The organism is Candidatus Methylomirabilota bacterium (assembly GCA_035315345.1).
Classification (GTDB): Bacteria; Methylomirabilota; Methylomirabilia; order Rokubacteriales; family CSP1-6; genus CAMLFJ01.
On sequence record DATFYA010000119.1, the window covers coordinates 36,914 to 49,070 of the forward strand.

Sequence of the window (12,157 nt, forward strand, 5' to 3'; positions counted from 1 at the left end):
GTCTGGTCGTCCTTTCCTTTCAGAACAGATCAACGGGCGACAGCTGACTGGCCGCGGCTCGGACGAGCGCCTCGCTTCTCCCCCGCTGAGCGTCGTCACGTGACTGCGTCATGTCGCTCCGCACGTGGTTGGTCAACTCCTCGATCTGCGCCTGCATGTCGAGCATCCGACGTCTCATCTTTAGGATGATCTCGATGCCGGCCAGATTCACCCCCAGGTCGCGGGCCAGCCGGGTGACGCGCGCGATCTCCTCGACGTCCTCGGCCGAATACATCCGGGTCTTTCCCTCGGTGCGGCTCGGCCGGATCAGCCCCTTCTTCTCGTACATGCGGAGGGTCTGCGGGTGGATCTTCACCATCTCGGCGACCACACCGATCATGTACAGAGGACGGCTCCGGTCCGTCATTCGCGCGCGCTCCCCACGTTGTCGGTCTCGGTGCGGGCGGGCAGGAGCCGAGCGAGCTCCCGGAACATCTCCTGCGTCCGCGGATCGAGACCGCGCGGGATCTGGACCCGCGTGGTGACGTACAGATCCCCAAAGCCATCTGCAGCCAGCCGGCGTACCCCCCGGCCGCGGATCCGAAAGGTCTGCCCTCCCTGCGTGCCGGGCGGGATCACGAGGTCGATGAGACCGTCCACCCCCCGGACGCGGATTCGACAGCCGAGGACTGCTTCGGCCATCGAAAGCGGGACCTCGCAATAGAGGTTGTCGCCCTTCCGCGTGTAACGCGGATCGGCGTGCACCCGGGCGATCACAACCAGGTCGCCCCGGGGACCCCCGAAGGGGCCCGAGTGCCCTTCATCGGGAATCCGGAGCTGGCTGCCCGTGTCCATACCGGGCGGCAGCACGACGTGCAAAGAAGTGCGTCCGGGCGCCACACCCCGTCCACGGCAGGCCGAGCACGGCTCGGCCACGCGGGTGCCCGCTCCGTCACACGCCGGGCACGCTTCCCTCGATGTCTCGCGCCAAATCGTACCGAGTCCGCCGCAGTGAGCACAGGGCGCCGGCTCGGCGCCGGGCTCGGCGCCACTGGCGTCGCAGGCCTCGCACGGCGACAGCCGGTCGACGGGCACGGACACCTCGACGCCGGTGACGGCCTGCTGAAACGAGAGCTCCACGGGAACATGCAGATCGTCGCCTCGCCGTCCGCCCCGAGTGGCCCCCGCGGAGGTCGCGCGGTCCCGCACAACCGGGGCGCCCTGTCGATCGTAGACGGTACGGGCGGTGGGATCGCTCAGAATGCGGTACGCGTGGACGATCTCCTCGAACACGGCGCGAGCGCCGTGATCCCAGAAGTTGACGTCCGGGGAATACCGCCGGGCGAGACGCTGATAGGCTCGACGGATCTGGATCGCCGTCGCGCCCGCCTCCACCCCGAGCACTGCATAGTAGTCACGCATGGTCACGCGCGGGGCCGCGTCGCATCACGCGACCCCGCGCTCTCCCGCCGCGGTCGCGGCTACTTCTTCTCCCCGAGATCCTCGAACTCGGCATCCACGACGTCTCCCTTCGGGGCCGCGTTGCCGTCTCCACTGCCGGACGGAGCTCCGGACTGCGAAGCTCCCGCCGCTCCCGGCTGCGCCTGGGCCTGGGCGTCGCGATACATCGCCTCGGCCAGTTTGTGCGATGCCTGAGTCACCGCCTCTTGTGCCTTCTTGATCCGATCCAGATCGTCGGTCTTGAGCGCCTCGCGAAGCTCGCCCAGGGCGGTCTCGGTCGCCTGCTTGTCCGCCGCCGGCACCTTGTCACCATGGTCGCGGAGCATCTTCTCGGTGTTGTAGACGGTCGAGTCGCCGAGATTCTTGACTTCGATGCTCTCGCGCTGCCGCGCGTCGTCGGCCGCGTGGGCCTCCGCCTCCTTCTTCATGCGCTCGATCTCGTCCTTGCTGAGGCCGGACGAGGCTGTGATCGTGATGTTCTGCTGCTTCCCGGTCGCCTTGTCTCGCGCCGACACGTTGAGGATACCGTTCGCGTCGATGTCGAACGTGACCTCGATCTGCGGCACGCCTCGCGGCGCCGATGGAATGCCGTCCAGGTGGAATCGACCGAGCGTCCGGTTGTCGCGCGCCATCGGCCGCTCGCCCTGGAGCACGTGCACCTCCACGGAAGGCTGGCTGTCCGCGGCGGTCGTGAACGTCTCGGCCTTCTTGGTCGGGATCGTCGTGTTGGCGTCGATCAGCCGGGTCATCACGCCGCCCAGCGTCTCGATACCGAGAGAGAGCGGCGTCACGTCGAGGAGCAGGAGATCCTTGACCTCGCCGGTGAGCACCGCCGCTTGCACCGCCGCGCCGACCGCCACGACCTCGTCGGGGTTGACGGTCCGGTTCGGCTCCTTGCCGAAGAGCTTCTTGACCTCCTCCTGGACCTTCGGCATCCGGGTCTGGCCGCCCACCAGGATGACCTCGTCGATGTCCCCGGGGTTCACCCCGGCCTGACGCATGGCCTCGCGGCACGGGGTCAGGCTCCGCTCGATGAGATCCGCCACCAGCGACTCGAGCTTGGCGCGGGTCAGGGTGAGGACCAGGTGCTTCGGGCCGGTCGCGTCCGCGGTGATGAACGGCAGGTTGATCTCGGTCTGAACCGTGGTGGACAACTCGCACTTCGCCTTCTCGGCGGCCTCCTTCAGCCGCTGGAGGGCCATGCGATCCTTGCGCAGATCGATGCCGTTCTCCTTCTTGAACTCCTCGGCGATCCAGTCCATGACCCGCTGGTCGAAGTCGTCACCGCCGAGGTGGGTGTCGCCGTTGGTCGCCTTCACCTCGACCACTCCCTCGCCGATCTCCAGCACCGAGATGTCGAAGGTGCCGCCGCCAAGGTCGTACACCGCGACCGTCTCGTCCTTCTTCTTGTCGAGGCCGTACGCGAGGGCGGCGGCGGTGGGCTCGTTGACGATGCGAAGCACGTCGAGGCCCGCGATCGCGCCGGCGTCCTTGGTGGCCTGGCGCTGGCTGTCGTTGAAGTAGGCGGGAACCGTGATCACCGCCTGGGTGACCTTCTCCCCCAGATAGGCCTCCGCGGCCTCCTTCAGCTTGCGGAGTACGAGCGCCGAGATCTCGGGCGGGGAATACACCTTGCCCCGGCTCTCCACGCGCGCGTCACCGTTGTCGGCCTTCAAGACCTTGTACGGCACGAGCTTGATCTCGCTCATCACCTCGTCGTACCGCCGACCCATGAAGCGCTTGATCGAGAAGATCGTGTTCTCGGGGTTGGTGATGGCCTGACGCTTCGCCACCTGCCCGACCAGCGTGTCACCCTCCTTCGTGAATGCCACCACCGAAGGAGTCAGGCGGCTTCCTTCCTGGTTGGCAACGACGGTCGGATCTCCACCCTCCACCACCGCCACCACCGAGTTCGTCGTACCGAGGTCAATGCCAATCACCTTCGCCATGTCGTGTTCTCTCCTGTCTGAATGTCTGGAACACCGTCAGGGTGCCGGCGGCTCCGACCGATTACGGCCGAACCCGCCGGCACCATCTCGTGCTGGACGTCGCTAGACGGCCTCGACCTTGATCTCCTTTGCCTTGATCTCTTCGGACTTGGGAAGCGTCACGGTCAGCACGCCGTCGCGGTACGTGGCCTTGATCTGGCTGCTCTCGACGGGCATCGGAAGCGAGAACGTTCGCACGAACTTTCCGAACCAGCGCTCCCGACGATAGTGGCTCGCGTCCTGAACGTCGTTCTCTCCCCGACGCTCACCCTGGATCGTGAGCAGATCGCCGGTCACTGAGACGTGAATGTCCTTGTCGGTGATGCCCGGCAGCTCCGCACGGACCACGACCTCGTTCTTCGTCTCATACATGTCCGCGGCCGGAGCCCACACGCGCTCGCCGACCTCGGGGGAAGCCGGCTGTCCCAGGAAATTGTCGAACAAGCGATTCATCTGGGACTGGATGTCGCTGAGCGGCAGATCGTTCGAGAACGGGCGAAATCTGATTAGAGCCATTGAAGCTCCTCCTCCTGTTCTACGGGCTTGTTATATACGGGGCACCGCCCCTAACCTGAGTCTGAATGACTTATATATGCTGAGTGTACTGGTGTCAAGCAGTTGCCGAAATACTCACCTTATTAAATAAAATCAGATAGTTATATTATGAGCCGGGAGTGAGCCTGTTTGCGGCGCTTGTTCAGGGGGAGGCCGGAGCCTCACGGAACGTGCTCACAAACCGCATCTGCAAGTCATACAGGATGCCGTCGAGAAGCTGGCTCTCCTCCGTCGTCCGGTTCCCGTTGGTCTTCTCCCGGAGCATCAGCAACATGTCGATGGCAGCCTGCGCCCGCGCCAAGTCCCGACGAGACTCATTGGTCTGGGGATCGGGCGCGAGTCCAAGGCTCACCAACGCTGAGCTCGCGAACATCATGAAGAGACCGCCGAGATCGCTGGGCCCTGGACCAGAGCCGGCAGTCTCGGCGCGGCGGCCGGTGGGCGTTCCGACGCCCACCGGCGACCCCGCCGAGGACTCCACTCGGTGACGTCGGTCCGTCACCTTGAAGGGTTCTTCCTCACTCACCAGTGCCAACCGCCTGAATGGACGGCAGGTTAGCACGCAGGGTCAGACCCTTCAAGCGAGTATGGGGGTTGTGTATAATGCCCGTGCGACTCACGAATCGTCCCATGGGTGACGCCGCCGGCACGCGTTTCGTTTCCCTCCTCGCACTGATGGCTCGTCTCCGGGGCGAAGGTGGCTGTCCGTGGGACCGCGAGCAAACCCGTGCCTCGCTCAAGCCCTACCTCATAGAGGAAGCCTACGAGGTGGTCCAGGCCATCGAGGAGGAGTCGCGCGACCATCTGGTCGAAGAGCTCGGCGACCTCCTCTTCCAGGTCGTGTTTCACAGCCAGCTGGGCGCAGAGGCGGGTGAATTCACGATGGACGACGTGATCGCGGAGCTGTGCGCCAAGATGATCCGGCGCCACCCCCACGTCTTCGGGGACTCGGTGGTCGCAGACGCGGAGGCTGCTCTGGTGCAATGGGAGCGCATCAAACGCGATGAAGCCGGCGACAGTCCGCGCCCGGGGTCAAGCCTCGATGGCGTACCGCCTTCGCTTCCCGCGCTGCTCCGAGCGCAGCGGCTGCAAGGCAAGGCATCGAGCGTCGGCTTCGACTGGTCGCGCTGGCAAGATGCATGGGCCAAGGTCGAGGAAGAGATGGGCGAGCTGCGCGAAGCGATGGGCCGGGACGACGCCGTGCGCGTCGAGGACGAATTCGGCGACGTGTTGTTCTCGATGGTCAACGTGGCACGCCTGCGAGGCATGAATGCAGAGGATTGCCTGCGGCGGGCGACCGAGAAGTTCACCCGACGATTCGGGAAAGTGGAGGCGGAGATGAAGGCCGGGGGCCGGACGGTCACGGAGGCATCCGCGGAGGATTTGGATCGGGCGTGGGAAGCCGTCAAGGCGCGGGAAGGCTCACGGCCATGAAGTGCAAGATCGGTAAGACGACGGTCGTGGTGGAGCGCGGAGACATCACCGACGCCGAGGTCGACGCCGTGGTGAACGCCGCCAATGCCGAGCTGTGGATGGGCACCGGGGTCGCCGGGGCCCTGAAGCGCAAAGGGGGCTTCGTCATCGAGGAAGACGCCCTGCGGCAGGGGCCTATCGAGATCGGCGAAGCGGTGCTGACCGTGGCGGGAAACTTGCCGGCGACCCACATCATCCATGCCGTCACCATGGGAAAAGACCTCAAGACCGATCCGGACAAGATCACTGCCGCCACGCGCGCCAGCCTGGCGATCGCCGAGAAGCACAAGCTTTCGTCACTCGCATTTCCCGCCTTGGGCAGTGGCGCGGGGGGGGTACCCGCCGCCCAGTGTGCCGATGCCATGATGGCCACCGTGGTCGATCACGTGAAGAAGGGCAATTCGAGCCTCGAGAAGGTGCTGTTCGTCCTCTATGAGGACCAGGCCCAGAAGGCTTTCAGCGAAGTCCTGAAGCGCCTGGGGGGCATCCGCTAGCTCCAAACCTCGGCTGGCTCCTTCGGAAACGAGGACTTCCGGCCGCCTCAGGCTGACGCCAGCCGGCGACATCGTCCTGCCCAATACACGGTTCCAGAATCGCCCGTGGGCTACAATGTGCTGTCTCTCCTAGCGGAGCCGTCCCGTCGAGGCATGGTCGGGCCGGTCCCGACGAGTATCATCGGGATCCGGCAAGCTGGAACGCGGGTTGCATGCGGGTTTGAGGGGCACTAGGGGCAACCCTTCTCTCAAGCCTTAAAGGAGGCTCAAGGCTACCAATGGCCGCGACGATGCACGACCTGCTGACCTTGATGATCGAACGTGGGGCCTCCGACCTGCACATCACCACCGGGACGCATCCGCAGATCCGGCTGCACGGCAAGCTCACGGCGCTCTCTCAGTTCGAGATGCTGACGCCGACGGACACGCAGCGCCTGGCGTACAGCGTGCTGAATGAAGGTCAGAAGCAAAAGTTCGAGGAAGAGAACGAGCTGGACCTCTCGTTCGGCATTCAGGGATTGGCCCGCTTCCGGTGCAACGTGTATCGGCAACGAGGGGCAGTCGCGTGCGCGATTCGCGTCATCCCCGTCAAGATTCGCGGCTTCGACGAGCTGGGGCTGCCCGCCATCGTGGAGCAAATGGCCGATCGCCCGAAGGGGTTGATCCTCGTGACCGGCCCGACCGGCTCCGGCAAGTCGACCACTCTGGCCGCGATGGTCGACAAGGTCAACTCCGAGCGGGCGGAGCACATCATCACGATCGAGGATCCCATCGAGTTCGTCCATCAGCACAAGAAGTGCATGGTGAACCAGCGCGAGGTATTCTCGGACACCCACTCGTTCAAGAACGCGCTGAAGTCCATCCTTCGAGAGGATCCGGACGTGGTGCTGGTCGGTGAGATGCGCGATCTCGAGACGATCTCGGCGGCGCTGACCATCGCGGAGACCGGTCACCTGACCCTGGGCACGCTGCATACGAACTCCTGCGCCCAGACCATCAACCGGATCATCGACGTGTTCCCCACGAGCCAGCAGGCTCAGGTACGGGCGCAGCTCTCGCTGGTCCTGGAAGGGGTGCTCTCTCAGCAGCTGATTCCAACCGCGGACGGGCGCGGTCGAGCCATGTCGCTCGAGATCATGGTCGCGACGCCGGCCATCCGGAACCTCATCCGCGAGGAGAAGATCCATCAGATCTATTCCGCGATGCAGGCTGGGCAGAAGTTCGGCATGCAGACCATGAATCAGTCGCTCGCCGAGCTCGTACAGAAGCGCCGCATCTCCCGAGAAGAGGCGCTGAACCGCAGCACGCTGCCCGAGGAGCTGGCGGGTCTGCTCGGTTCCGCGGGGGTGGCGTCCGGGGCGCCGGCCGCCGCGGCGGGCGCCGGCAGCTCTCCATTCGGCAGACGGTAGACCACCGAGGAGGCTCACGCGATGGCTGTCTTCGTCTATCAAGGTCGCACCGCGAGTGGCGTGCAGAACGGTGAGATCGAGGCGTCCGACCGCTCCGCCGCAGTCGGGGAGCTGCGCCGACGCGCCATTCTCGTCACCAAGATCTCGGAGAAGTCCGCCCCGAAGATCGCCTTCAAGTTCGGGGGCAAGGTCAAGGACAAGGAGATGGCGATCTTCACCCGCCAGTTCTCCACCATGATCGACGCGGGTCTTCCGCTCGTGCAGTGCCTGAACATTCTCGCCGAGCAGAGTGAATCCAAGACCCTGAGGGGGGTGACCGGACAGGTCGCCCGCCAGGTGGAGGCGGGATCCACGCTGGCGGACGCTCTCCGACGCCATCCGCGAACGTTCGATGATCTGTTCACCAACCTCGTCGAGGTCGGCGAGGCGGGCGGTATCCTCGACGTGGTCCTGCAGCGTCTCGCCGCCTACATCGAGAAGGCGGCGGCTCTGAAGCGCAAGGTCAAGGCGGCGATGGTGTATCCGGCCGCCATCATCGGGGTCGCGGTCATGGTGGTCATCTTCATGCTGACCTTCGTGATCCCGACGTTTGCCCAGATGTTCCAGGACCTCGGCGCCGATCTCCCACTTCCCACCAAGGTCGTCCTCTGGCTCTCGACGTTCGTTCGCACCTATATCCTCCTCATCATCGCGGGCATGATCGGCTGCATCCTGGCCTTCCGCTCCTACTATCGAACGGAGAACGGGCGGGCGACCATCGATGCTCTCATGCTGAAGCTTCCGGTCTTCGGCACGCTGGTTCGCAAGGTCGCGGTCGCTCGGTTCACCCGCACCCTGGGCACCCTGGTGCAGTCGGGCGTGCCGATCCTCGATGGTCTTCGCATCACCGCTCGAACGGCGGGGAACAAGGTCGTCGAGAAGGCGGTCCTGCAGTGCCGCGCCGCGGTCACCGAAGGTAAGACCCTCGCGGAGCCGCTACGGAGCTCCGGGGTATTTCCCCCGATGGTCACCCAGATGATCTCGGTCGGTGAGCAGACCGGTGCGCTCGATGCCATGTTGAGCAAGATCGCCGACTTTTACGACGATGAGGTCGACACCGCGGTGAGCACGCTCACCTCCTTGCTGGAGCCGATCATGATCGTGTTCCTCGGCGTGGTCGTCGGCGGCCTCGTCGTGGCCATGTATCTGCCGATCTTCAAACTGGTCACGCTGGTCAAGTAGCCCGAGAGCGAGGTTGCCCAAGTCGCAGACGCTCCGGTCGTCCCTCTGGGGGCTGAACCGGGCGCGGCTGCTCACGGCCGTCATCGTCCTGGCGGTCGGAGCGCTGCTCCGGATCACTGACGCGTTTCCCTACGCCTTTGGCCCCTTCGCGATCATGGTGCTGGGTGTCGCAGCGGCCGGCCTCGTGCTTCCCCTGGCCGACCGCCGCGGCATCCGTCCGGACCGGATCGCCTGGTTCCAGTTCAGCCTGGACGCGCTGCTCATCACCGGCATCGTGACCGCAAGCGGTGGACCGCGGTCCGTGTTCATTCCCTTGTACGTCGTGCTGGTGGTGGGGTCCTGCCTGGTACTGTCACGCGCCGGCGGCCTGGTGGTCGCAGTGATCTGCAGTCTCCTGTACGTCTTGCCGGTGCTCGGGCGCACGATCCTGCCGGTCCTGGACATCGGGATTCCGGGGGAGAACACCACCGTCGAGATTCTGACCGTTTTCATGAACGCCGGCGTGCTCCTGGTCGTCGCGGTGCTGGCCGGGGCCCTCGCCGGGCAGTATCACGAGCTGCACCAGGACATGGAGAACCAGCGAAAGCATCTGTCGGATCTCCAGGCCTTCCGTGACTTGATCTTCGAATCGGTCGGATCCGGCCTGGTCGCGGTGGATCCGGCGGGACGAGTCACCGCGTTCAACCGCGCGGCCGAATCCATCACCGGAATACGGGCCGCCGAGGCGGTGGACCAGCCGTGGGAGGCCATCTTCGGCCGCGGCGTCAATCTGGAGGAGGCTCGTCGCGCGGTGTCCGAGGGTACCGAGCCGGCACCTCGGTACGAGTTCCCTCTGCGCCGGCGAGACGGACACGAGGTGCCCGTGGGCATCTCGTTCCGTTCGCTTCGATCGGGCACCGGCGACGTGGCCGGACTCATCGGCGTCTGCCAGGATCTCTCCAGCATCAAGCTGATGGAGCAGCGGGTGCGGCAGTCGGATCGGCTGGCCGCGGTCGGCCGGCTCTCCGCCAACATGGCTCACGAGATCCGGAATCCGCTCGCTTCCATCTCCGGAGCGGTGGAAGCCCTGGCCCGCGACCTGCCGCCGGATCATACTCGTGGCCAGCTGGTGGAGATCGTCCTGCGGGAGTCGGCCCGGCTCAATCAGATCGTCGGCGATTTCCTCGAGTACGCTCGGCCGGCACCGATGGTGCCGCTCGAGATCAACATGGCCGAGATTCTCGACGAGGTCCTGCTCCTGATCGAGCACCGCACCCTCCCCGCGAGTCTGAAGGTGGTCCGCGAATACGGCGACACCCTGCCCACCCGAGCCGATCCTCAGCGCCTTCGCCAGGCCGTGTGGAACCTCTGCCTGAACGCGGTGCAGGCGATGCCGGAAGGCGGTGAACTGCGGGTCAGTGCCCGTTCCCTTCGCGAGCGCGGAGGCCGTCTCCAGATCTGTATCGCGGACACCGGCCAGGGCATCTCGGACAGCGACCTGCCGCACATCTTCGAGCCATTCTTCTCGACCAAACCTGAAGGAAGTGGAATCGGTCTCGCGCTAGTCTATCGGGTGGTGGAGGAGCACGGCGGCTCCATCGAGGTTCGCAGCCGGGTGGGCGACGGCACCACGTTCATTCTGATCTTGCCGTCGCCCGACGGGGCGACCCAGGGATGAGCGGCCGCATCACGAGACGCAAACGTCAGCACACGCAGACGCAGAGGGCCGAACGCCGGTCCCGCGAGACGAGGCAGACATGAGCGAGGCACGGGTTCTGGTGGTGGACGACGAGAAGAGCATGCGGGACTTGCTGGCCATCACCCTGCAGAAGGCGGGCTACGACGTGACCCTAGCCGAAGGGGGCGCGGCCGCCGTCGAGGCGATACGCCGCGAGTCCTTCGATGCGATCATCACCGACTTGCGCATGCCGAAGGTGGATGGGCTTCAGGTCCTCCGATCCGCCAAGGACCTTTCCCCGGATACCGCAGTCGTCATGGTTACCGCGATGGCCTCGACCGAGACCGCGGTAGAGGCCATGAAGCTGGGAGCCTACGACTACATCACGAAGCCGTTCAAGCTCGACGAAGTCAACCTCATCATCAAGAACGCGCTCGAGCGGAAGCAGCTGCGCGCCGAGAACCAGTACCTGCGAAAGCAGCTCGAGACGCAGCATCGCTTCGAGAACATCATCGGCAAGAGCGCGCGAATGGTGGAGATGTTCGACACCATCCGCAAGATCGCGGACAGTCCCTCGACCGTCATGATCACGGGAGAGAGCGGCACCGGCAAGGAGCTGGTGGCGCGGGCGATTCACTTCAACAGTCACCGGCGCGATAAGCCATTCGTCTCGGTGAACTGTGGCGCGATCCCGGAAGGATTGATGGAATCCGAGCTGTTCGGCCACGTAAAGGGGGCCTTCACCGGCGCGGTGGCCAACAAGGTCGGCCTCTTCTCGGCCGCCGAGGGGGGCACGCTCTTCCTCGACGAGATCACCGAGATCCCCGCCTTGCTGCAGGTGAAGCTGCTGCGCGCCATCCAGGTGCGCGAGATCCGGCGCGTCGGTGATACCCGTGACGTCAAGACGGACGTCCGGCTCATCGCCGCGTCCAATCGCGATCTGGAGACCGCGGTTCGAGACGGGATCATGCGCGAGGATCTGTTCTATCGCCTTAATGTGCTCCCGATCCACCTACCGCCCCTCCGGGAGCGCCGCGAGGACATCCCGCTGCTCATCGCGCACTTCCTACAGAAGTTCAGCAAAGATCTCAGCAAGGACGTCAAGGGCGTCACTCCGGAGGCGCTGGCGGTCCTGGAGCGCTATCACTGGCCCGGCAATATCCGCGAGCTCGAGAACGTGCTGGAGCGGGCGATCGTCCTGGGCGGTGGTGACATGCTGGGCGCGGAGGCCCTGCCCGAATCGGTTCGGCGCGAACGGCCCACACGAGGGCCCGAGATGATGGACATCCCGGAAGACGGCCTCGACCTCGAGGCGACCCTCGATGACCTTGAGCGCCGATATCTGCAGCGGGCGCTCGACCGCACCGGCGGGGTTCAGACCAAGGCCGCCGATCTGCTGCGGATGACCTTTCGCCAGTTCCGCTACAAGCTTCAAAAGCACAGCCTCGCAAAGCGTGGTGCGCCCGGTGACGACTGACATTCCGCGGCGCGATGATAACGACGCCTGTCATAACGGCCGAGGCATGACAGGTGAGCGAACATCGGTTCCGAGTAAGGCGAAACTGATGGAATTGGTCATTTTTCCAGGTAGTTAGGGTTCTCAGAGTCACCGGGTGACCTTGGAATGGATGTCACCCTTCTGACACCAATCCAGTAGGCCTCACTGGCATCGAACCTGCACTTGGACCCTCCCAGACGCAATTAAACTTCTCTACTCGGCCGAAAGGCCAAACGCATCAGGGAGGAAGCGCAATGAACAGGTTCTGGAATCGGAAGGTGCTGGGCAGCCAGCGCGGCTTCACGCTCATCGAGTTGATGATCGTCGTGGCCATCATCGGTATCCTCGCTGCTATCGCTATCCCGCTGTACGCCAACGTCCAGGCGCGCGCCCGGCTGGCCAAGGCCCAGGCCGACGCCCGG

At 64.9% G+C, this 12,157-nt stretch carries 12 protein-coding genes; 7 read left to right on the forward strand and 5 right to left on the reverse strand.

Going from position 1 to position 12,157, the window contains the following annotated elements; genetic code table 11:
• Window positions 1–19 precede the first annotated feature (19 nt).
• From VKN16_16735 to VKN16_16755, 5 genes are all read right to left on the reverse strand, one after another.
• Window positions 20–379 (reverse strand): MerR family transcriptional regulator, encoded by a 360-nt coding sequence (locus VKN16_16735; GenBank protein HME95855.1) that lies wholly within the window; start codon window positions 377–379, stop codon window positions 20–22.
• A 23-nt stretch (window positions 380–402) separates the two neighbouring features.
• Entirely contained in the window at window positions 403–1,401 is a 999-nt protein-coding gene (locus VKN16_16740; protein HME95856.1) for a J domain-containing protein, read from the reverse strand.
• Window positions 1,402–1,460: 59 nt separating this feature from the next.
• Window positions 1,461–3,389 (reverse strand): molecular chaperone DnaK, encoded by a 1,929-nt coding sequence (gene dnaK / locus VKN16_16745; protein HME95857.1) that lies wholly within the window; start codon window positions 3,387–3,389, stop codon window positions 1,461–1,463.
• 102 nt (window positions 3,390–3,491) lie between these two features.
• Complete coding sequence (locus tag VKN16_16750; GenBank protein ID HME95858.1) at window positions 3,492–3,944, reverse strand: Hsp20/alpha crystallin family protein; 453 nt, start codon at window positions 3,942–3,944, stop codon at window positions 3,492–3,494.
• 181 nt (window positions 3,945–4,125) lie between these two features.
• Entirely contained in the window at window positions 4,126–4,509 is a 384-nt protein-coding gene (locus VKN16_16755) for a DUF1844 domain-containing protein (GenBank protein ID HME95859.1), read from the reverse strand.
• A gap of 104 nt (window positions 4,510–4,613) precedes the next feature.
• Here VKN16_16755 and mazG point away from each other — a divergent pair, with 104 nt between their 5' ends.
• The 7 genes from mazG to VKN16_16790 form a co-directional block, all read left to right on the forward strand.
• Entirely contained in the window at window positions 4,614–5,417 is an 804-nt protein-coding gene (gene mazG / locus VKN16_16760; GenBank protein ID HME95860.1) for a nucleoside triphosphate pyrophosphohydrolase, read from the forward strand.
• Entirely contained in the window at window positions 5,414–5,950 is a 537-nt protein-coding gene (locus tag VKN16_16765) for a macro domain-containing protein (protein ID HME95861.1), read from the forward strand. Before mazG ends, VKN16_16765 begins: the two co-directional genes overlap by 4 nt.
• A 278-nt stretch (window positions 5,951–6,228) precedes the next feature.
• A complete protein-coding gene (locus VKN16_16770; GenBank protein HME95862.1) occupies window positions 6,229–7,359 on the forward strand; it encodes a type IV pilus twitching motility protein PilT in 1,131 nt (376 codons plus the stop codon).
• Window positions 7,360–7,380: 21 nt separating this feature from the next.
• Window positions 7,381–8,580, forward strand: a complete 1,200-nt coding sequence (locus VKN16_16775) for a type II secretion system F family protein (protein HME95863.1) — start codon at window positions 7,381–7,383, stop codon at window positions 8,578–8,580.
• Between the two features lie 13 nt (window positions 8,581–8,593).
• On the forward strand, window positions 8,594–10,237 hold the full coding sequence (locus VKN16_16780; protein ID HME95864.1) for an ATP-binding protein: 1,644 nt from the start codon (window positions 8,594–8,596) through the stop codon (window positions 10,235–10,237).
• A gap of 79 nt (window positions 10,238–10,316) precedes the next feature.
• Window positions 10,317–11,714: a sigma-54 dependent transcriptional regulator gene (locus VKN16_16785; protein HME95865.1), complete on the forward strand. Its 1,398-nt coding sequence runs from the start codon at window positions 10,317–10,319 to the stop codon at window positions 11,712–11,714.
• Window positions 11,715–12,016: 302 nt separating this feature from the next.
• On the forward strand, window positions 12,017–12,157 hold a 141-nt coding region (locus VKN16_16790; protein ID HME95866.1), incomplete at its 3' end, for a prepilin-type N-terminal cleavage/methylation domain-containing protein.

Coding starts and splice junctions, on each gene's coding strand:
- VKN16_16735 (HME95855.1), bottom strand. CDS start 379: ATGATCGGTGTGGTCGCCGAGATGGTGAAGATCCACCCGCAGACCCTC.
- VKN16_16740 (HME95856.1), bottom strand. CDS start 1,401: ATGCGTGACTACTATGCAGTGCTCGGGGTGGAGGCGGGCGCGACGGCG.
- dnaK (HME95857.1), bottom strand. CDS start 3,389: ATGGCGAAGGTGATTGGCATTGACCTCGGTACGACGAACTCGGTGGTG.
- VKN16_16750 (HME95858.1), bottom strand. CDS start 3,944: ATGGCTCTAATCAGATTTCGCCCGTTCTCGAACGATCTGCCGCTCAGC.
- mazG (HME95860.1), top strand. CDS start 4,614: ATGGGTGACGCCGCCGGCACGCGTTTCGTTTCCCTCCTCGCACTGATG.
- VKN16_16765 (HME95861.1), top strand. CDS start 5,414: ATGAAGTGCAAGATCGGTAAGACGACGGTCGTGGTGGAGCGCGGAGAC.
- VKN16_16770 (HME95862.1), top strand. CDS start 6,229: ATGGCCGCGACGATGCACGACCTGCTGACCTTGATGATCGAACGTGGG.
- VKN16_16775 (HME95863.1), top strand. CDS start 7,381: ATGGCTGTCTTCGTCTATCAAGGTCGCACCGCGAGTGGCGTGCAGAAC.
- VKN16_16785 (HME95865.1), top strand. CDS start 10,317: ATGAGCGAGGCACGGGTTCTGGTGGTGGACGACGAGAAGAGCATGCGG.